Annotated in this window: 19 protein-coding genes and 1 pseudogene; 10 read left to right on the plus strand and 10 right to left on the minus strand. The window is 55.7% G+C overall.

Annotation, left to right across the window (positions count from 1 at the left end; all coding sequences use genetic code 11):
* The first annotated feature begins 67 nt into the window (after positions 1–67).
* The 5 genes from potG (at position 68) to rlmC (ending at position 4736) form a co-directional block, all read left to right on the plus strand.
* Positions 68–1201 carry a putrescine ABC transporter ATP-binding subunit PotG gene (gene potG, locus P6287_RS06640; protein WP_158238594.1) on the plus strand — a complete coding sequence of 378 codons (1134 nt, stop codon included), beginning with the start codon at positions 68–70 and terminating at the stop codon, positions 1199–1201.
* Positions 1202–1210: 9 nt separating this feature from the next.
* On the plus strand, positions 1211–2167 hold the full coding sequence (gene potH / locus P6287_RS06645) for a putrescine ABC transporter permease PotH (protein ID WP_192413896.1): 957 nt from the start codon (positions 1211–1213) through the stop codon (positions 2165–2167).
* Positions 2164–3009 carry a putrescine ABC transporter permease PotI gene (gene potI / locus P6287_RS06650; protein WP_101760983.1) on the plus strand — a complete coding sequence of 282 codons (846 nt, stop codon included), beginning with the start codon at positions 2164–2166 and terminating at the stop codon, positions 3007–3009. Before potH ends, potI begins: the two co-directional genes overlap by 4 nt.
* Positions 3010–3083: 74 nt before the next feature.
* Complete coding sequence (locus P6287_RS06655) at positions 3084–3551, plus strand: YbjO family protein (RefSeq protein WP_101760982.1); 468 nt, start codon at positions 3084–3086, stop codon at positions 3549–3551.
* A gap of 48 nt (positions 3552–3599) precedes the next feature.
* Entirely contained in the window at positions 3600–4736 is a 1137-nt protein-coding gene (gene rlmC, locus P6287_RS06660; protein WP_277974697.1) for a 23S rRNA (uracil(747)-C(5))-methyltransferase RlmC, read from the plus strand.
* Positions 4737–4799: 63 nt separating this feature from the next.
* Here rlmC and artJ (P6287_RS06665) read toward each other — a convergent pair whose 3' ends face one another.
* From artJ (P6287_RS06665) to P6287_RS06690, 6 genes are all read right to left on the minus strand, one after another.
* Positions 4800–5531 (minus strand): arginine ABC transporter substrate-binding protein, encoded by a 732-nt coding sequence (gene artJ, locus P6287_RS06665; protein WP_097094391.1) that lies wholly within the window; start codon positions 5529–5531, stop codon positions 4800–4802.
* A gap of 134 nt (positions 5532–5665) precedes the next feature.
* Positions 5666–6334 (minus strand): arginine ABC transporter permease ArtM, encoded by a 669-nt coding sequence (gene artM, locus P6287_RS06670; RefSeq protein ID WP_008102451.1) that lies wholly within the window; start codon positions 6332–6334, stop codon positions 5666–5668.
* 2 nt (positions 6335–6336) lie between these two features.
* Positions 6337–7050: an arginine ABC transporter permease ArtQ gene (gene artQ, locus P6287_RS06675; protein ID WP_110865829.1), complete on the minus strand. Its 714-nt coding sequence runs from the start codon at positions 7048–7050 to the stop codon at positions 6337–6339.
* A 6-nt stretch (positions 7051–7056) separates the two neighbouring features.
* Positions 7057–7788, minus strand: coding sequence for an arginine ABC transporter substrate-binding protein (artJ, locus tag P6287_RS06680; protein ID WP_008102446.1), 732 nt, complete (start codon positions 7786–7788; stop codon positions 7057–7059).
* Between the two features lie 15 nt (positions 7789–7803).
* Complete coding sequence (gene artP, locus P6287_RS06685) at positions 7804–8532, minus strand: arginine ABC transporter ATP-binding protein ArtP (RefSeq protein WP_101760978.1); 729 nt, start codon at positions 8530–8532, stop codon at positions 7804–7806.
* Positions 8533–8771: 239 nt separating this feature from the next.
* Positions 8772–9311, minus strand: a complete 540-nt coding sequence (locus P6287_RS06690; RefSeq protein ID WP_217547102.1) for a lipoprotein — start codon at positions 9309–9311, stop codon at positions 8772–8774.
* Positions 9312–9409: 98 nt separating this feature from the next.
* Here P6287_RS06690 and P6287_RS06695 point away from each other — a divergent pair, with 98 nt between their 5' ends.
* Together P6287_RS06695 and P6287_RS06700 are read left to right on the plus strand one after the other, a co-directional pair.
* Positions 9410–9730, plus strand: coding sequence for a heavy metal-binding domain-containing protein (locus tag P6287_RS06695; RefSeq protein ID WP_007887640.1), 321 nt, complete (start codon positions 9410–9412; stop codon positions 9728–9730).
* Entirely contained in the window at positions 9730–10554 is an 825-nt protein-coding gene (locus P6287_RS06700; protein WP_277974698.1) for an N-acetylmuramoyl-L-alanine amidase, read from the plus strand. The genes P6287_RS06695 and P6287_RS06700 overlap by 1 nt, the downstream gene beginning before the upstream one ends.
* Positions 10555–10591: 37 nt before the next feature.
* Here P6287_RS06700 and ltaE read toward each other — a convergent pair whose 3' ends face one another.
* The 3 genes from ltaE to P6287_RS06715 form a co-directional block, all read right to left on the minus strand.
* On the minus strand, positions 10592–11593 hold the full coding sequence (gene ltaE, locus P6287_RS06705) for a low-specificity L-threonine aldolase (protein ID WP_277974699.1): 1002 nt from the start codon (positions 11591–11593) through the stop codon (positions 10592–10594).
* Between the two features lie 67 nt (positions 11594–11660).
* On the minus strand, positions 11661–13382 hold the full coding sequence (gene poxB, locus P6287_RS06710; protein WP_277974700.1) for a ubiquinone-dependent pyruvate dehydrogenase: 1722 nt from the start codon (positions 13380–13382) through the stop codon (positions 11661–11663).
* A 103-nt stretch (positions 13383–13485) separates the two neighbouring features.
* A complete protein-coding gene (locus P6287_RS06715) occupies positions 13486–14382 on the minus strand; it encodes a lysine exporter LysO family protein (protein ID WP_101760973.1) in 897 nt (298 codons plus the stop codon).
* Between the two features lie 137 nt (positions 14383–14519).
* Between P6287_RS06715 and P6287_RS06720 the strand changes: the two genes are divergently transcribed.
* Entirely contained in the window at positions 14520–16160 is a 1641-nt protein-coding gene (locus P6287_RS06720) for an ATP-dependent endonuclease (protein ID WP_277974912.1), read from the plus strand.
* A 92-nt stretch (positions 16161–16252) separates the two neighbouring features.
* Here the strand turns inward: P6287_RS06720 and cspD are convergent, their stop codons facing one another.
* Positions 16253–16480 (minus strand): cold shock-like protein CspD, encoded by a 228-nt coding sequence (cspD, locus tag P6287_RS06725; protein WP_007887624.1) that lies wholly within the window; start codon positions 16478–16480, stop codon positions 16253–16255.
* 323 nt (positions 16481–16803) lie between these two features.
* On the opposite strand from cspD, the gene clpS reads away from it, so the two are divergent.
* Both clpS and clpA read left to right on the plus strand, forming a co-directional pair.
* On the plus strand, positions 16804–17124 hold the full coding sequence (clpS, locus tag P6287_RS06730; protein WP_007887621.1) for an ATP-dependent Clp protease adapter ClpS: 321 nt from the start codon (positions 16804–16806) through the stop codon (positions 17122–17124).
* 55 nt (positions 17125–17179) lie between these two features.
* Positions 17180–19458 (plus strand): annotated as a pseudogene (gene clpA, locus P6287_RS06735) (ATP-dependent Clp protease ATP-binding subunit ClpA).
* Positions 19459–19520 lie beyond the last annotated feature (62 nt).

Below are 19520 nucleotides of genomic sequence, written 5' to 3' on the forward strand. Positions count from 1 at the left end.
ATGGCCTCTGTTGTGCCATTTTTAGCGGCTGGCTGTGCCGCGCGATTTTAGCGCCGGAGAAATGTTAGTGAACGACGCGATTCCCCGCCCCCCAAATAAAACGGCTAAGGCGATGACGCCGCTGCTGGAAATTCGCAACCTGACTAAATCGTTTGACGGCCAGCACGCCGTGGATGATGTCAGTCTGACCATTTACAAAGGTGAGATTTTTGCGCTGCTGGGCGCATCCGGCTGTGGTAAATCAACCTTGCTGCGCATGCTGGCGGGATTCGAACCGCCCACCAGCGGCCAGATTGTGCTGGATGGGCAGGATCTCTCCCATGTTCCGCCGTATCAGCGCCCGATCAACATGATGTTCCAGTCCTACGCACTGTTCCCGCACATGACGGTGGAGCAGAACATCGCCTTTGGTCTGAAGCAGGACAAACTGCCGAAAGGCGAAATCAGCAGCCGCGTTGAAGAGATGCTGTCGCTGGTGCATATGCAGGAGTTCGCGAAGCGTAAGCCGCATCAGCTCTCTGGCGGTCAGCGTCAGCGTGTGGCGCTGGCGCGTAGCCTGGCGAAGCGGCCAAAACTGCTGCTGCTCGACGAGCCAATGGGCGCACTGGATAAAAAGCTGCGTGACCGCATGCAGCACGAAGTGGTCGATATTCTCGAGCGTGTCGGTGCCACCTGCGTGATGGTGACGCACGATCAGGAAGAAGCGATGACCATGGCGGGCCGCATCGCCATCATGAACCGCGGTAAATTCGTGCAGATTGGTGAGCCGGAAGAGATCTACGAGCATCCCACCAGCCGCTACAGCGCCGAGTTCATCGGTTCGGTGAACGTGTTCGAAGGCTTGCTGCGCGAACGCGGTGAAGACGCGCTGATCATTGATGCGCCGGGCTTAGTGCATCCGCTGAAAGTGCAGACCGATGTTTCTGTCGTCGATAACGTGCCGGTCCATGTGGCGCTGCGTCCGGAAAAAGTGATGCTGTGCGAAGAGGTGCCTGCCGATGGCTGTAACTTTGCCGTAGGTGAAGTGGTGCATATCGCCTATCTCGGCGACCTGTCGATTTATCACGTGCGCCTGCGCAGCGGCCAGATGATCAGCGCACAGTTGCAAAACGCCCATCGCTACCGCAAAGGCGCGCCAACGTGGGGCGATGAAGTGCGTCTCTGCTGGGACGCCGACAGCTGTGTGGTTCTGACGGTTTAAGGGGGCGATATGAGCCAGATTTCTCAACGCAGCGAGCCCGAAGTGGTGGGCACGCCGCTGCAGCGCTGGGCGACGCGCATCAAGATGCAGCACGGCCGCAAGCTGGTGATTGCCATGCCGTATCTGTGGCTGATCCTGCTGTTCCTGCTGCCGTTCCTGATCGTGCTGAAGATCAGCTTTGCCGATATTGCGCGCGCTATTCCGCCGTACACCGATTTGGTCACCTGGGCCGATGGTCAGCTCAATCTGGTACTCAATCTCGGTAATTACTTCACGCTGACTGACGATCCGCTGTATGCCGATGCGTACCTGACATCGCTGAAAGTGGCGGGCATCTCCACCATTATCTGCCTGATGATCGGATATCCGCTGGCGTGGGCGGTGGCGCACAGCAAACCGTCAATGCGCACTATTTTGCTGCTGCTGGTGATCCTGCCATCGTGGACCTCGTTCCTGGTGCGCGTTTACGCGTGGATGGGCCTGCTCAACAACAACGGCATTCTCAACCGCTTCCTGATGTGGCTCGGCTTTATCGATCATCCGCTGGTGATCCTCTACACCAACACGGCGGTGTATATCGGGATCGTTTACTGCTATCTGCCGTTTATGGTGCTGCCAATTTATACCGCGCTGACGCGTATTGATTATTCGCTGGTGGAAGCCTCGCTGGATCTCGGTGCACGTCCGCTGAAGACCTTTTTCAGCGTGATTGTGCCGCTGACCAAAGGCGGGATTATTGCCGGTTCGATGCTGGTGTTTATTCCGGCGGTCGGCGAGTACGTGATTCCGGAACTGCTCGGCGGTCCGGACAGCATCATGATTGGGCGTATTTTGTGGCAGGAGTTCTTTAACAACCGTGACTGGCCGGTAGCGTCCGCGCTGGCGGTGATCATCCTCTTGATTCTGATATTGCCGATTATCTGGTTCCACAAACATCAGAACCGTGAAGTGGGAGAGAAAGAATGAGCCAGTTACCAACTATTCGCTCTCCGTGGCGCACTGTGATTCTGCTGCTGTGCTTTATGTTCCTCTACGCGCCGATGCTGCTGCTGGTGGTTTATTCCTTCAACAGTTCGCCGCTGGTCACGGTATGGGAGAGCTTCTCGTTCCACTGGTACAACGTATTGTTCCAGGATCAGGCGATGCTGGATGCGGTGGGACTCAGCCTGACCATCGCCGCGCTCTCAGCCACCATGGCGGTGGTGCTCGGCACCATGGCGGCGGTGGTGATTGTGCGCTTTGGCCGCTTCCGTGGACACAACGGCTTCGCCTTTATGCTGACGGCGCCGCTGGTGATGCCTGATGTGATCACCGGTTTGTCCTTGCTGCTGCTGTTTGTGGCGATGGGCAATACTCTTGGCTGGCCGAGCGATCGCGGCATGCTGACCATCTGGCTGGCGCACGTGACCTTCTGTACTGCTTACGTGGCGGTGGTGATCAATTCGCGTCTGCGTGAACTGGATCGCTCAATTGAAGAGGCGGCGATGGATCTCGGCGCAACGCCGGTGAAAGTGTTCTTTGTGATCACCGTACCGATGATCGCGCCGGCGATCGTTACCGGCTGGCTGCTGGCGTTTACCTTGTCGCTGGACGATTTAGTGATTGCCAGCTTCGTGACCGGCCCAGGCGCGACCACCTTGCCGATGGCGATTTTCGCCACCGTGCGTCGTGGCGTCAATCCGGAGATCAACGCTTTAGCCTCGCTGATTCTGTTTGTCGTCGGTTTAGTTGGTTTTATCGCCTGGCGCTTTATGGCGCACGAAGAAAAGCAGCGTTTACGCGATATTCAGAAAGCAAAACGTGGCTGAAAGCCGTAACATTTGTCACTATAAGAACGGGCTGATTTTATCGGCCCGTTTTATTATGGTTACGGAGCGACACCATGTCGGAAACCCTGAAACACGGTTCAATGATTAACGCTACACCGGTGCCCGTGATGGTGGCGGGCAGCGCTATCATCATTACGCGTTGCCTCAGCGTGTTGATGCTGGCCAACGAACTGGGTTACGACGAACTCGCCAACTTCGTGCATCGCAGCGCGCAAGCCTGGGATTCCACCCTGATCTTTATCGCTAGCCAGCTGATCTTCCTGTTTGAACTGCGCTGCGCCTTTATTTTGATGCGCGGTAACAATCGTGGGCGCTGGGGCTATGTCGCGACGCAAATCATTGTGCTGATCTACATGTTGATGGCATCAGTGGGCTGGATCTACCCGGAAATTTTTAGCATTCCTGGTGAAAGTAATGCGCAGATCATTCATCACACGCTGCTGCAAAAGCTCCCGGATGTGTTGGTATTAGGGCTGCTGTTTGTGCCCGCCAGCAGTCGCGCTTTTTTCCGGCGCCGGTGATACAATCGCCCCCCATTTTTTCTCCCGATTTTGAATACAGGCATTTGCATGCATTGCGCGCTTTATGATGCCGGTCGCTGTCGTTCGTGTCAGTGGCTGGAAAAACCCTATCCGCAACAGCTCAACGATAAGCAGTCGCTACTTGAACAACTGCTGGCTGAAAAGCCGGTGGGCGAATGGCTGCCGCCGGTGCAATCCGCGCAGCAAGGGTTTCGCAATAAGGCCAAAATGGTAGTCAGCGGGAGCGTAGAGCGGCCGATTTTAGGCATGGTGGCGCGCGACGGTGAACCGGTCGATCTCTGCGCTTGCCCGCTCTATCCCGACAGCTTCAGTGCGGTGTTCGCGCAGCTCAAACCTTTTATCGCCCGCGCCGGTTTAACGCCCTACAACGTGGCGCGTAAACGCGGTGAGCTGAAATTTCTGCTGCTGACGGAGAGTACGCAGGGCGGCATGATGCTGCGTTTTGTGCTGCGTTCCACCAGCAAGCTGCAGCAGCTGCGCGACGCCTTGCCGTGGCTGCAACAGCAGCTGCCGCAGCTGAAGGTGATTTCCGCCAATATTCAGCCGGTGCATATGGCGATTCTTGAAGGCGACGAAGAGATTGCGCTGACGCCGGATCAGGCGCTGGCGGAGCGCTTTAATCAGGTGCCGCTCTATATTCGCCCGCAAAGCTTCTTCCAGACCAACCCACAGGTTGCAGCCGATCTCTATGCCACCGCGCGCGATTGGGTCGCGCAGTTACCGGTGAGCAGCATGTGGGATCTGTTTTGTGGCGTCGGGGGATTTGGCCTGCACTGCGCAACGCCCGAAATGCAGCTGACCGGCATCGAAATCAATGCTGAAGCCATCACCTGTGCGCAGCAGTCGGCGCAGCAGCTGGGATTAGAAAAAGTGAGTTTTGCCGCGCTGGATTCCACGCAGTTCGCCACTTCACGGGAAGCGGTGCCGCAGCTGGTATTAGTGAATCCGCCACGTCGCGGTATTGGCGCAGAGTTGTGTGCTTATCTCAGTGAGATGGCGCCGGATTACCTTCTCTATTCCAGCTGCAATCCCAGCAGCATGGCGCAGGATATCGCGCGTCTGGCCAATTATGACGTGAGCCGCGTACAGCTGTTCGACATGTTCCCGCATACCGCGCATTTTGAAGTGCTGTGCTTGCTGAGCAAGAAGGGTGGGACGGCGTAACGTTCACCTGCACGGAGGACGTGCAGAACCTGGCAGGCAGCACGCTCCGCCATCCCATAATGCTTATTCCGGGAACCACTTCTGATTGATTTGCTGCCAAGTGCCGTTGGCCTTCAATGCCACTAACGCGCTGTTCAGCTCGTTCAGCAGCGGCTCATTGCCTTTGCGTACCGCTATACCTAAACCGGTGCCAAAGAAGTCGGTATCGGTGATGTGCTCGCCTACCGCGCTAAGATCGTCATTGGCCTTGAGCCACTGATTCACCACCGCCGTATCACCAAACACGCCGTTCAGGCGACCGTTTTTCAGGTCGAGAATCGCGTTCTGATAGCTGTCATACGCCACCGCAATCACCTCCGGATGTTTCTCCAGCAGGTATTTCTGATGTGTGGTGCCGTTCTCAACGCCAACACGTTTGCCTTTCAGCTGGCTGAAGTCGGTGAACTGGCCTTTATGCGCAATCACAATCGCCGAGTTAGCGTAGTAAGGTTGGGTGAAATCGACCTGCTTGCTGCGATCGGCGGTGATATCCATGCCGGAAATCACTGCGTCATAGCGACGGAATTTCAGCGACGGAATCAGGCTATCGAAGGCGTTGTTGGTGAAGGTGCAATCCGCTTTCATCTGCTGACACAGTGCTTTTGCCAGATCGATATCGAAGCCCACGATTTGGTTGTCGTGATCAAGGGATTCGAACGGGGGATAAGTGGCGGAAGAGGCGAAGCGGATTTTTTCCGCCGCATAAGCATTCATTGCCAGAGTTGCCAGCGCAGCAGCAACGATCCATTTTTTCATTATGTAACTCCTGTAAACCATGCCAGAGACGGAACGGGTTACACGATGCCAGTTAATGAATTTATATGCAATATTTTTGCTTATTAATTTAAACGAACAGCGGGCGCTTTTTTAGTGCGCCCGCAGGGAATAAATCAGTTACGACGCTCAAATGCCAGCGCACGCTTCTCGACCAGACGCATCATCAGCGTCAGCAAGCCGTTAACCACCAGATAGATCAGGCCAGCGGCAGCGTATACCGAGATATCGTAAGTGCGGCCATACAGCAGTTGTCCGTGGCCCATTACTTCCATCAACGTAATGGTGTAGGCCAGCGAGGTACTTTTAAATACCAGCACCACTTCGTTGGAGTAGGACGACAAGGCGCGCTTGAAGGCGTACGGCAGCAGAATGCGCAGCGTATCTTTGCGGTTCATGCCGAGCGCCGCGCAGGATTGCCATTGACCGGACGGAATGGCGCGCACCGCACCGTAAAACAGCTGCGTGGTATAAGCCGCACTATTGAGCGACAGCGCCAGCAGCGCACACAGCCACGGCTGCGACAGCAGATGCCACAACCAAGGAATGTTTTGGATGCTGGGGAACTGGCCGGGACCGTAATAGATCAGGAAGATCTGCACCAGCAGCGGCGTGCCGGTGAACAGCGTGATATAGCCTTTCACTAGCCAATTGAGCACCGGCACTTTGAGCGCCAGCACGATGGTGCAAAGTACAGAGAGCACCAATGCCGCAATCAGCGATGCCACGGTCAGCGTCAGGCTGGTGTGTAGCCCTTTCAGCAGCTCGGGTAAGTAATCCAGCATGCTTAAGCCCCTCGCTCGAAACGCGTGGTGCGCAATTCAATGCGGCGCAGCACGAACTGACTGAACAGCGTGATAATCAGATAGATCGCCGCCGCCACCAGATACCAGGTAAACGGCTCTTGCGTGCGCGTAGCGATACTTTTGGTTTGCAGCATCAGATCATTCACGCTGATCAGCGATACCAGCGCAGTATCCTTCAGCAGCACCAGCCATTGGTTACCCAAACCGGGCAGCGCGTGACGCCACATCTGCGGCATGATCAGGCGCAGGAAAATCGCCGACTTCTTCATCCCCAGCGCCTGGCCCGATTCCCATTGACCCACCGGCACCGCTTTCAGCGCGCCGCGCAGGGTTTGTGATGCATAGGCGGAATAGAGCATCGCCAGCGCAATCACACCACACAGGAAGGGACTGACGTCGAAGTTTTCAATTTGCACCTGCACCGGAATAGCGAACAGGCCGAGATTGATGTGGAAGCCATCGGAGAGCGTTAGCAGCAGCTGTGAGGCGCCGAAATAGATAAACAGCACCACCAGAATTTCCGGCAGGCCGCGAATCAGTGTGACCAGCGCGGTACCGAGCCACGCCAGTGGTTTCCAGCGCAGCGATTCCCAGCCAGCAAAAATCATCGCCAGCACAAGGCCGGCGATCAGTGCACAAACGGCAAGGCCGACGGTCATACCGGCGGCGCTTGCGAGTGGAATCATTTCATTCATCAGAAATTACTGCTGGAACCATTTGCTGTAGATGGTTTTGTAGGTGCCGTCAGCTTTGATCTTCTCCAGCGCCGCATTGAACTTGCCCTGCAGCTCGCTGTTGCCCTGACGCACAGCAATACCCAAACCGGTACCGAAGTAATCTTTGTCCGTCACTTTCTCACCCAGCGGCGCGAGGTTGGCATTCTGCTTCAGCCACTCGTTCACTACCGCCGTGTCACCGAATACCGCATCGATACGACCATTTTTCAGATCCAGCACCGCGTTCTGGTAGCTGTCGTAAGGCACAACGGTGATGTCGCTGTGTTTGTCAGAGAGGTATTTCTGGTGCGTGGTGCCGTTCTGCACGCCTACACGTTTGCCTTTCAGCGCGGCCACGTCAGCCATTTTGCCTTTCTGCGCGATGAAGATGGCCGAGTTGTCGTAGTACGGCTTGGAGAACAGCACTTGCTTCTCACGATCTGGCGTGATGTCCATGCCTGCCATTACCGCGTCAAAACGACGGAACTTCAGGCTGGGGATCAGGCTATCGAACGCCTGATTAGTGAAGGTGCAGGTCGCATCCATCTCTTTACACAGCGCGTTAGCCAGATCGACATCAAAGCCCTGAATTTTGTTATCAGAGTCGACGAATTCAAACGGAGGATAAGAAGCCTCGGTAGCAAAACGCAATGTCTGTGCCGCTGAAGCGCTCAGGCTCAGGCCAGCAAGGAGGGCAGCAATTACAACTTTTTTCATTAGAAGCATCCTGACTTAATGCGAAAGATAATTAGCAAACGCGTCGGTTTGCGGCTGTGTAAAGTGGCTGGCATCGCCTTGCTCAACAATGTGACCGTTTTCCATATACACCACGCGGCTGGCGGTTTTACGCGCCACTTCCACTTCGTGCGTCACGATCACTTGTGTGATGTTGGTCTGTGCCAGCTCACGAATAATGCTGACGATCTGGGCGGTTATTTCGGGATCGAGCGCAGCGGTCGGTTCATCAAACAGCAGCACCTGCGGCTCCATCATCAGCGCACGGGCAATCGCTACGCGCTGCTGCTGGCCGCCGGAAAGATGCAGCGGGAAGCGATCGGCGTAAGGCGTCAGGCGCAGACGGTCCAGCAGCTTTTCAGCACGCGCACGCGCGGCGTCCTTGCTGAGGCCGAGCACGCGGCACGGCGCTTCAATCAGGTTTTGCAGCACGCTCAGGTGCGGCCACAGATTATATTGCTGGAATACCATGCCCACGTTCTGCCGCAGCTCGCGAATCGCGCTGTCGGAAGGGGCTTTGGTGAAATCAAACTGGTTGCCGGCAATCTGCAGGCTGCCGGAGCGTGGTTGCTCCAGCAAGTTGAGGACGCGCAGGAGCGAACTTTTACCCGCGCCACTCGGGCCGAGCAACACCAGCGTTTCACCCTGCGGACAAGCCAGGTTGATATCGAACAGGGCCTGATGGGTACCGTAAAAACAGTTTATGGCGTTTAGTTGAATACTCATGCGCAAAAAATGAATAGTAATTAGTGTCGCGGATTTTAACGTCACCAGAATAGTTATGCAATTGTGGTGGGTTAATATTTATTAAAGAGCAGTGAAACCTCCAAAGCGTAGCACAAAATCGCGCAACTCAAGGTGGATGAGGGCTGGCAAGCCCTATTTTGTTCACAAAATATCAACAAAAAGCGCCGCAAGGATACGGCGCGCTAATCAATGGTATTAACGGCGGGAAAAGTGAACGGTTACTTTTTCGCTTCCAGCAGCTGCGTCAGCGAACCGCCGCCAGCGTGGGGCACCTGGCCGACATAACGCACATCATCAACCACCCAGCAGGTGCCTTCGTGGATCATCAGCACTTCATCTTGCCAGGTTTTGCTGTCGCGGCTCAGCTCAACCCGCAGCGGAATATTGCGCGCGTCGCGGTTAGGAATGGTGGATGCGCTGGCCACGTCCGCTGAAGTTGGGCCTTGCGCCAGGCTGGAAAAGAGATCGCCGCGGGTCCACGCCGCTGGTTTCGGATTCTGGCTGCTGGCACTCAGCAGCTTTTGATACAGGCGATCGCTCAGGTAAGGGCGATATTTCGCCAGCGTGTTGCTGTCTGGCAAACCTTGCGTCGGCTGGCTGACGCGTAAATCGTAGAACTGTTGCGCCACGCCGTCCGGACCCCCGTCAACGCAGGCAGCGGTGCGCGGGCCATTATCCTTAATCACTGGCTCAACGGTGGTACAAGCACTTAGCAGCAACGCTGCGGGAATAAGCAGCGCAAAGGCATTGTTTCTCATCTCGATTTCCTTATTGTTCACTGGCAAAGCGCCATTTTTAGCATAGAGTATAGCCTTGCTTTTAAGCGCTACGAGCTGATTCAGAAAAGGAGAACACCATGAAATTTTCTACAACGCCCACGTTGGAAGGACACAGCATCAGTGAATATTGCGGCGTGGTCGCCGGTGAAGCGATTCTCGGCGCCAATATTTTCCGCGATTTCTTCGCCGGTATCCGCGATATCGTCGGTGGCCGCTCTGGCGCCTACGAAAAAGAGTTACGCAAAGCGCGCCAGATCGCCTTTAAAGAGCTGGAAGAGCAGGCGAAAGCGCTCGGCGCCAACGCGGTGGTGGGCATCGATATCGACTACGAAACTGTCGGCAAAGAGGGCAGCATGTTGATGGTGAGCGTCACCGGCACCGCCGTGATTATTCGCTAATGCGCGTGGTTGTCCTGCTGGCGATGGCGCTGTTACTCAGCGCTTGTCAGTCATCGATTGAAGCGCGCCATGGTTACTGGGTTGATATCGCGCATCCGGCGCAGGGCGCGCGGCCGCGAATTAAAGTGGTGGTGATTCACTACACCGCTGAGGATTTCTCCACTTCGCTGGCGACGCTAACCGATCGGGAAGTTAGCGCGCACTACCTGATTCCGCAGCATCCGCCGCATAAAAACGGCAAGGGCGTGGTGTGGCAATTGGTGCCGGAAAGCCAACTCGCGTGGCACGCAGGCCCGAGTTTCTGGCGCGGCGCAACGCGCATTAATGACACTTCGGTTGGTATTGAAATCGTCAACAGTGGTTATCGTCGAACCTTAACGGGTTTGCAGTGGCAGCCCTTTACGCCGCAGCAGATCAGCGCGCTGATGGCGCTGGTCAAAGATATCACTCAGCGCTACGGCATCGCGCCGGAAAATGTGGTCGGGCACAGCGATATCGCGCCGCAGCGTAAGCAGGATCCCGGTCCGCTGTTTCCCTGGCAGCAGCTGGCAGAGCACGGTTTAGGCGCTTGGCCCGAGCAGGCAACGGTGCAGCGCTATCTTAACGGACGCGCGGCGGATGAAGGCGTGGATCAGGCAGAACTGCTGGATGCGCTGCAGCGCTATGGCTACGACGTGGCGGCGGCGACCACGCCGCAGATGCAGCGCAAGCTGATTGCGGCGTTTCAAATGCATTTCCGCCCGCGTGATTATCGCGGCATCGCCGATGCAGAAACCCTGGCGATCGCCCGCGCGTTATTAGCGAAGTACGGCGCGGCGCAGTGATACGCGGCATTGGTTGCCATAAATGGCGACCGTTTGTTTACTGCTGCAGGAATGCCTGCCAGTGCGCCACCAACCGTTGCAGATCCTGACGGCTGACATCCAGATGCGTGACAATACGCGTTACGGGCCCAACGCTGATTAGCACATCGCCCGACTGCATCCAGCTTTTCAGCGCGTCAACTTTCTCTGATGGCACCTTCACAAACAGCATGTTGGTGTGCTGATTGAGCACTTCAACACCGATGGCGCTGAGCTGCTCGCCTAACCATGCCGCATTATCGTGGTCGTCTTTGAGACGCGCGACATTGTGCTTCAACGCATACAGCCCCGCCGCGGCCAGAATGCCCGACTGGCGCATGCCGCCGCCGGTCATTTTGCGCCAGCGACGCGCTTGCTCAATGTAGGCTTCATCGCCACACAGCAGCGAACCAATCGGCGTGCCGAGGCCTTTTGACAGGCAGATGGTTAAGGTGTCGCAGTAACGCGCAATCGCTTCCAGCTCCACATTCTGTGCCACCACGGCGTTAAAAATACGTGCGCCATCAATGTGCAGCGCCAGCTTATGCTCGCGGGTGAGAGTCCACGCTTGCTCCAGATAGCTCAGCGGCAGCACTTTACCGTGATGGGTGTTTTCCAGGCTCAACAGACGGGTGCGGGCGAAGTGGAAATCGTCGGGTTTGATGGCGGCGGCCACTTCCGCCAGCGGCAGGGAACCATCTTCCGCATGCAGAATTGGCTGTGGCTGAATGCTGCCGAGCACCGCTGCGCCGCCGGCTTCATATTTGTAGTTGTGCGCCTGCTGACCGACGATATATTCATCGCCGCGCTGGCAGTGACACAGCAGCGCTACCAGATTAGCTTGCGTGCCGGTGGGGAAGAACAGGGCGGCGGCTTTGCCGCTCAAGCGTGCGGCTTCGACTTCCAGTGCGTGTACGGTGGGGTCATCGCGGTAGACATCATCGCCGGTTTCGGCTGCCATCATGGCATCGAGCATGGCAGCACTCGGGCGGGTTACGGTATCACTGCGTAGATCGATCACGTCGCTCTCCTGAAATAAAAAAGCGGGCGAAGCGCCCGCGTTATCATCATGTTTGGCCTGAATTGTTTTACCTTAGCCAGTTGGTTTTCGCCAGCTCCACGATCTCATCACCGCGTCCATTCAGAATGGCACGCATCATGTAGAGGCTGAAACCTTTGGCCTGCTCGGCTTTAATCTGCGGCGGCATCGACAACTCTTCTTTGGCGGTAAGCACGTCAAGCAACACCGGGCCATCGTGCGCAAAGGCTTCCTGCAGCGCGCCGTTAAGATCGGAGGCTTTCTCGACGCGAATGCCTTTGATGCCGCAGGCGGCGGCGATGGCGGCGAAATCCGGGTTTTCGAGGTCGGTGCCGTCGGTCAGATAGCCACCGGCTTTCATCTCCATCGCCACAAAGCCCAGCACGCTGTTATTGAAGATCACCAGTTTCACCGGCAGCTTGAGCTGCGCCACCGAAATGAAATCGCCCATCAACATGCTAAAACCGCCGTCGCCACACAGCGCCACCACCTGACGCTGCTTGTCCAGCGACTGCGCGCCCAACGCCTGCGGCATGGCGTTGGCCATCGAACCGTGATTGAACGAGCCGATCAAACGACGTTTGCCGTTCATCTTCAGATAGCGCGCTGCCCACACGGTTGGCGTGCCGACGTCGCAGGTAAAGATGGCGTCGTCATCGGCGTATTCGCTGATTTGCTGGGCCAGATATTGCGGGTGAATCGCCAGCTTATCGTTAGCGGTGGCCAGTTCGTCCAGCCCTTTGCGCGCATCGACATAATGCTCCAGCGCTTTGTCCAAATGCTGACGATCGGTTTTGCTGGTGAGCTGCGGCTGCAGCGCATGCAAGGTGGTTTTGATGTCACCCACCAGCGCCATATCCACATGGCTGTGTGAGCCAAGGCTGCCCGGATTGATGTCGATCTGAATGATTTTGGCATCGGCCGGATAGAAGGCGCGGTAGGGGAATTGCGTCCCCAGCAGCACTAAGGTATCGGCATTCATCATGGCGTGGAAACCAGAGGAGAAGCCAATCAATCCGGTCATGCCGACATCGTAAGGGTTATCGTATTCGATGTGCTCTTTACCGCGCATCGCGTGCACAATCGGCGCTTTTAGCGTTTCTGCCAGCTTCACCACTTCGTCATGCGCGCCAGCGCAACCGCTGCCGCACAGCAGGGTGATATTTTTCGCTGCATTCAACGTTTCAGCTAAGGCGGCCACTTCGCTGGCGGTTGGCACCACGTGCGGCAACTGCGGCGGATACCATTCGCTGCGTGCGCTTTCCGGGGCCGGCTGCAATGCCACGTCGCCGGGGATCACAATCACTGATACGCCACGATTGAGAATCGCTTTACGCATCGCAATGCCCAGCACCTGCGGCAGCTGCTCCGGATTGGAAACCAGCTCGCAATAGTGGCTGCATTCGCGGAATAATTCTTGCGGGTGGGTTTCCTGAAAATAGCCGCTGCCAATTTCGCTGGAAGGAATGTGGGCGGCGATGGCCAAAACCGGAACGTGATTGCGGTGGCAATCAAACAAGCCGTTGATGAGATGCAGGTTGCCCGGTCCACAGGAACCGGCGCATACCGCCAATTCACCGCTGATTTGTGCTTCAGCGCCGGCCGCGAAGGCTGCCACTTCTTCATGGCGCGTCGGCATCCATTCGATGGTGCCCATGCGATTCAGGCTGTCGCTCAGCCCGTTGAGAGAGTCACCGGTGACGCCCCAAATGCGTTTCACGCCGGCGTTTTCCAAAGTTTTTGCCAGCATTGCCGCCACAGTTTGCTTCATCGTTATGCTCCTTTCTGGTGTTGAGCCATCCATGCCGATGGCGAAAACGTGTCAGTCAGAAAGCGTAGACGATGAAGCTGGCGTGCAGGCGTGAAAAAATGCGTTATGCCGAGAACAGGGCGATAAGGATTGGCGCCAGCAAACTCATAATAAAACCGTGCACAATCGCAGCGGGCACGATCTCCATGCCGCCGGTGCGTTGCAGGATTGGCAGCGTGAAATCCATCGAGGTCGCGCCGCTCAAGCCCAGCGTCATGCTGCGTTGACGCGTGATCAGCAGCGGAATCAGCATAATGGTGATCAGCTCACGCAGCAGGTCGTTGAAGAAGGCGGCGCTGCCTATCACCGGGCCGAACGATTCGCTCATCAGAATGCCGGAGAGCGAATACCAGCCGAAACCGCTGGCTAACGCCAGGCCGGTTTTGATCGGCAGATCCAGCAGCAGCGCGGCCATTACGCCGCCCACCAGCGCGCTGCACAGCGATACCAGCGCCACCAGCATGCCGCGCCGGTTGATGGTGATTTGACGTAGCGTCATGCCGCTGCTGCGCAGCTGAATACCGACCAGCAATAGCATCAGCATCAAGGCGTATTCACTGATGGTCGAGGCGTGACGCAGCGGCGCCCATTGACTCAAACCGAGCAGAAAGCCCGCCAGCACCGAACCGCACAGCTTGAGCGACTCCAGCGCCATATGCAGACGCGACGGCAGCGCTTGTGGCTTGTGCTGATGACGCCAAGGCCAGCGTCGCTCCAGCAGCCACAGCGCCAGTAGCGAGCAGGCAAGAATGCTCAGCATGCTCACCAGCGCGATGTGGAAAATGGCCAGCAAATTGCTGCTCAGGTTATCGAGAAATGCCAGGCTGGTGCCCATAAAGAACAGAATGATGTAGACCAGCGCGCTCAGCGTGCGGGCAACCGCCTGTAAAAGCGTGGTGTGGCGCAGCGGCAGCAGATAGCCGAAAATCAGCGGCAAAAGGATGATAATCAATCCGTACATGTGAGGTTTCTATCCATGATTTGCGGGCTGCCACGCTAGCGAAAAACGGTTGAAGTGTAAACCTTTTCCCCTGGCGCTGACTTGACCAACGCAGCGTGGCGGACCATGCTCAGGCAAAGTAGCAGATGGAATGTATGATGATTCTGGAACATATCGATATTCACGGTTTTCGCGGTATTAATCGGCTGTCATTGCCGTTGACCAACACCAATGTATTGATTGGGGAAAATGCCTGGGGTAAATCGAGCCTGCTCGATGCATTGACGCTGTTGCTGGCGCCCGCCGCCGAGCCTTATCAGTTTACCGAACACGACTTTCACTTCCCGCCCGGCGATATTGATGCCCGCATGCGCCAGTTGCAGCTGGTATTTCGTTTTCGTGCCCAGAGCGATGATGAGAGTGCGTTGTTTCAGCCTTTCTGGCAGCACGATGAGCATGGCCGCTATATCCGTTTCAGCACGCGTGCTAAACGTCAGGATCAGGGTGTAAAAACCAGCTGGCGTTTCATCGATCAGCATAACGATGTGTTGCCAGCGGCAGGCACTGACGCAGCGTTGGCACATCTGCGCGCTTATTATCCGGTATTGCGTTTACGCGATGCGCGTTTTGGCCGTCGTAACCGCCATGCTGACAGCGATGCGGAGCGGCGCGCGACGACGCTGACGGCATTGGCGCAGGAAGTGGAAAAGCTGACGCGCGATTTGGTGGTGCGTCCGCAAACGCTCAGCGACGATCTGCTGCGTCAGGGATTGCATACTATGCAGCAGCTGCTGGAACACTATTTTCTGGTGCAGCAGTCAGGCAGCAGCGCGCCGCGCGTGGCACCGGAAGTTCGCGATGGCAGCGAAGGCTGGCGATCGCTGGATAAACTTAATCACCTGATTGCCGGCACTGAATCACGCAGTCGTCAGGTGATTCTGCTGCGCATGTTCTCGCTGTTGATTCAGGCGCACGGCAACGAGCCGCTGCCGGCGGGTGCGCATCCGCTGCTGCTGGTGGAAGATCCGGAGACGCGGCTGCATCCCATTATGCTGTCGGTGGCGTGGAATTTACTGGAACTGATGCCGCTACAAAAAATCGCCACCACCAACTCGGGTGAACTGCTATCGCAGGTGCCGCTGGAAAATATGTGTCGGCTGGTGCGTGAACCCGCGCGGGTGGCGGCATGGCGCATTGGGCCAGAAGGTTTAAGCGCTGAAGAGAGTCGCCGTATCGGTTTCCACATCCGCGTGAATCGTCCTTCGGCGCTGTTTGCCCGCTGCTGGCTGCTGGTGGAAGGCGAGACCGAAGTGTGGATTATCAATGAACTGGCGCGGCAGCGTGGCTATCACTTCGCGGCGGAAGGAGTGAAAGTCATTGAGTTTGCGCAATCGGGCTTGAAACCGCTGCTGAAGTTCGCCCAACGCATGGGCATCGCCTGGCATGTGCTGACCGACGGCGACCAGGCGGGCAGCAAATATGCGGCGACTGCCCGCAGCCAGCTGCCGTCGGCGGCACGGGAAAGCGATCATCTCACGCAGTTTCCGGCACCGGATATTGAACATTTTCTCTATAAGCAGGGTTTCAGCGATATTTATTACCAGACGGCGCATCTGCCGTTAAACGCGCCGATGAACACGCGGCGTATTATTAGTAAAGCCATTCAGCACAGCTCGAAACCTGAGCTGGCGATTGCCGTCGCGATGGCTGCGGCTGAACGCGGGCCACAGGCGATTCCGCCGTTGCTGGATCAGCTGTTTGCGCGCGTGATGTGGTTGGCTCGCGGCCGGGCGGATTGAGGAAAGGGTGAGATGCGCCAAATAAAAATGCCAGCGTCTGCGGCTGGCATTTTTTTTCGGGAGTGGTCAGAATACGTGAAACAGCATGCGCGTTAAGCGACCGCGGCTTGCGTGGCTTCACAGGGCACGATCAGGCTGGCATGATTGCCTTTTGGTCCTTCATGGACATCAAACTGAACCTGCTGGCCAGCTTTCAGCGTTCTGTATCCCTCCATCTGAATCGTGGAGTAGTGTGCGAAGATATCGTCGCCGCCGCTAATCGGACAGATAAACCCGAAGCCTTTGGCGTTATTGAACCATTTTACTGTACCCGTCTCCATGCTTTTACTTCCCTCGCAAGACATTTTGATAAGTAGGTGAGGTCATCGAAGCTGTGAGTCGAGTTTGTTTAAAACTCAATCAGCTTGTGTTAGTAGAATGTAGAGAAACGGACCTTACCGTCAAGCAAACGGCCCTGGCGGACGGGGATAAATTCATCAAAATTTGAGGCAGTTAACGCTATTGCAAATTTTGTGATACAGGTCGCGCATGTGCTTTTAGGGCCAGTTTTTATCAACTGAAAACCGGCTTGACAGGCATGTTAAACTTTAGGAATGGGCGCAGAGATGTGCACAACCGTAACGCAGAATTTCGACGGAACATTATGGCAAACACAAACGACTGGCTTAATTTTGAACATCTAGCCGAAGATAAAGTACGCGAAGGGTTAAAGCCGCCTTCAATGTATAAAGTCATTCTGAATAATGACGATTATACACCTATGGAATTTGTTATTGACGTTCTGCAAAAGTTCTTTTCTTATGATATTGAACGTGCAACGCAGCTGATGTTGAAAGTTCACTACCATGGAAAAGCAATCTGTGGTGTATTCACTGCAGAAGTGGCGGAGACCAAAGTAGCCCAGGTGAACAACTACGCGCGAGATAATGAACATCCGTTGCTGTGTACGCTAGAAAAAGCCTGAAGCCATCTCCATATAGGAGATAGGTTGTCAGAGCGATAATTGGGGGAGGTGCCAAATGCTCAATCAAGAACTGGAACTCAGTTTAAATATGGCTTTCGCCAGAGCGCGCGAGCACCGTCATGAGTTTATGACCGTCGAGCATCTGTTGCTGGCATTGCTCAGTAACCCGTCGGCCAGAGAGGCACTGGAAGCCTGTTCGGTGGATATCGTGGCTCTGCGTCAGGAACTCGAAGCCTTCATCGAACAAACCACGCCGGTGCTGCCTGCCAGTGAAGAGGAGCGCGATACCCAACCTACGCTCAGCTTCCAGCGTGTGCTGCAGCGCGCGGTATTCCACGTCCAGTCCTCCGGTCGCAGTGAAGTCGCAGGCGCGAACGTGCTGGTCGCGATTTTCAGCGAGCAGGAGTCGCAAGCGGCTTATCTGCTGCGCAAACACGAAGTGAGCCGTCTCGATGTGGTGAACTTCATCTCCCATGGTACGCGTAAAGACGAACCCGGCCAGCCGCAGAACAATGCGGAGAATCCGGTTAACGAAGAGCAAGCAGGCGGGGAGGATCGTATGGAAAACTTCACCACCAATCTTAATCAGCTTGCTCGTGTCGGCGGAATCGATCCGCTGATCGGCCGCGATAAAGAGCTGGAACGTACTGTTAGGTGTTATGCCGTCGTCGTAAGAATAACCCGCTGCTGGTGGGGGAATCGGGCGTGGGTAAAACCGCGATTGCCGAAGGGCTTGCCTGGCGCATTGTGCAGGGCGACGTACCGGAAGTGATGAAAGAGTGCACCATCTATTCACTCGACATCGGTTCGCTGCTGGCGGGTACCAAATACCGTGGTGATTTTGAAAAACGCTTCAAAGCGCTGCTGAAACAGCTGGAGCAGGACAGTAACAGCATCCTGTTTATTGATGAAATTCATACCATTATCGGTGCCGGTGCGGCATCGGGTGGCCAGGTGGATGCGGCGAACCTGATCAAACCGTTGCTCTCCAGCGGCAAAATTCGCGTGATGGGTTCAACGACCTATCAGGAATTCAGCAACATTTTTGAGAAGGATCGTGCGCTGGCGCGTCGTTTCCAGAAGATCGATATCACCGAGCCTTCTGTGGAAGAGACCGTGCAAATTCTTAACGGCTTGAAACCGAAGTACGAAGCGCACCATGACGTGCGTTATACCGCCAAAGCGGTGCGTGCGGCGGTGGAGCTGGCGGTGAAGTACATCAACGATCGTCATCTGCCGGATAAAGCGATTGACGTGATTGACGAAGCCGGTGCGCGTGCGCGTCTGGTGCCCGTCAGCAAGCGTAAGAAAACCGTTAACGTTTCGGATATTGAAACGGTGGTGGCACGTATTGCGCGTATTCCTGAGCAGAGCGTGTCACAAACCGATCGTGATACGCTGAAAAATCTCGGCGATCGTCTGAAGATGCTGGTGTTTGGTCAGGATAATGCGATTGAAGCACTGACTGAAGCGATCAAAATGAGCCGTGCAGGTTTGGGCCAGGATCGTAAACCGGTCGGTTCCTTCCTGTTTGCGGGCCCAACCGGTGTCGGTAAAACAGAGGTTACCGTCCAATTGGCAAAAGCGCTGGGTATCGAGCTGCTGCGTTTTGATATGTCCGAGTATATGGAACGTCACACCGTCAGCCGTTTGATTGGTGCGCCTCCGGGCTACGTTGGCTTCGATCAGGGCGGTTTGCTGACGGATGCGGTAATTAAACATCCGCACGCTGTGGTGCTGCTGGATGAGATCGAGAAAGCGCACCCGGATGTCTTCAACTTGCTGCTGCAGGTAATGGACAACGGTATGCTGACCGATAACAACGGCCGTAAAGCAGATTTCCGCAATGTGGTGCTGGTGATGACCACCAACGCCGGTGTGCGTGAGACTGAACGTAAGTCGATTGGCCTGATTCATCAGGACAACAGCACAGACGCAATGGAAGAGATCAAAAAGATCTTCACCCCAGAGTTCCGTAACCGTCTCGACAACATTATCTGGTTCCGTCACCTGTCTCAGGAAGTGATTCATCAGGTAGTGGATAAGTTTATCGTCGAGTTGCAGGCTCAGCTGGATGCGAAGGGCGTATCGCTGGAAGTGAGCGATGATGCGCGCGATTGGCTGGCTGATAAAGGCTACGATAAAGCGATGGGTGCGCGTCCGATGGCACGTGCCGTACAGGAAAATCTGAAGAAACCGTTGGCGAATGAACTGCTGTTTGGTTCGCTGGTTGATGGTGGATCGGTATCAGTAGCGCTGGATAAAGATAAAAACCAGCTTACATACCACTTCCTGAGTGCGGAAAAACGTAAAACCGAAGGTACAGTACACTAAGCGTTTTGCAGATATGAAAAAGGCCGGATGCGAATCCGGCCTTTTTTTTGCGCTAAGTTTGT

This window comes from Pantoea sp. X85 (genome assembly GCF_029623675.1).
GTDB classification, from domain to species: domain Bacteria; phylum Pseudomonadota; class Gammaproteobacteria; order Enterobacterales; family Enterobacteriaceae; genus Pantoea; species Pantoea leporis.

What these genes read in the sequence shown, in the direction of transcription:
- potH (WP_192413896.1), top strand. Translation starts at nt 1,211, where the DNA reads ATGAGCCAGATTTCTCAACGCAGCGAGCCCGAAGTGGTGGGCACGCCG.
- potI (WP_101760983.1), top strand. Translation starts at nt 2,164, where the DNA reads ATGAGCCAGTTACCAACTATTCGCTCTCCGTGGCGCACTGTGATTCTG.
- P6287_RS06655 (WP_101760982.1), top strand. Translation starts at nt 3,084, where the DNA reads ATGTCGGAAACCCTGAAACACGGTTCAATGATTAACGCTACACCGGTG.
- rlmC (WP_277974697.1), top strand. Translation starts at nt 3,600, where the DNA reads ATGCATTGCGCGCTTTATGATGCCGGTCGCTGTCGTTCGTGTCAGTGG.
- artJ (WP_097094391.1), bottom strand. Translation starts at nt 5,531, where the DNA reads ATGAAAAAATGGATCGTTGCTGCTGCGCTGGCAACTCTGGCAATGAAT.
- artM (WP_008102451.1), bottom strand. Translation starts at nt 6,334, where the DNA reads ATGCTGGATTACTTACCCGAGCTGCTGAAAGGGCTACACACCAGCCTG.
- artQ (WP_110865829.1), bottom strand. Translation starts at nt 7,050, where the DNA reads ATGAATGAAATGATTCCACTCGCAAGCGCCGCCGGTATGACCGTCGGC.
- artJ (WP_008102446.1), bottom strand. Translation starts at nt 7,788, where the DNA reads ATGAAAAAAGTTGTAATTGCTGCCCTCCTTGCTGGCCTGAGCCTGAGC.
- artP (WP_101760978.1), bottom strand. Translation starts at nt 8,532, where the DNA reads ATGAGTATTCAACTAAACGCCATAAACTGTTTTTACGGTACCCATCAG.
- P6287_RS06690 (WP_217547102.1), bottom strand. Translation starts at nt 9,311, where the DNA reads ATGAGAAACAATGCCTTTGCGCTGCTTATTCCCGCAGCGTTGCTGCTA.
- P6287_RS06695 (WP_007887640.1), top strand. Translation starts at nt 9,410, where the DNA reads ATGAAATTTTCTACAACGCCCACGTTGGAAGGACACAGCATCAGTGAA.
- P6287_RS06700 (WP_277974698.1), top strand. Translation starts at nt 9,730, where the DNA reads ATGCGCGTGGTTGTCCTGCTGGCGATGGCGCTGTTACTCAGCGCTTGT.
- poxB (WP_277974700.1), bottom strand. Translation starts at nt 13,382, where the DNA reads ATGAAGCAAACTGTGGCGGCAATGCTGGCAAAAACTTTGGAAAACGCC.
- P6287_RS06715 (WP_101760973.1), bottom strand. Translation starts at nt 14,382, where the DNA reads ATGTACGGATTGATTATCATCCTTTTGCCGCTGATTTTCGGCTATCTG.
- P6287_RS06720 (WP_277974912.1), top strand. Translation starts at nt 14,520, where the DNA reads ATGATTCTGGAACATATCGATATTCACGGTTTTCGCGGTATTAATCGG.
- cspD (WP_007887624.1), bottom strand. Translation starts at nt 16,480, where the DNA reads ATGGAGACGGGTACAGTAAAATGGTTCAATAACGCCAAAGGCTTCGGG.
- clpS (WP_007887621.1), top strand. Translation starts at nt 16,804, where the DNA reads ATGGCAAACACAAACGACTGGCTTAATTTTGAACATCTAGCCGAAGAT.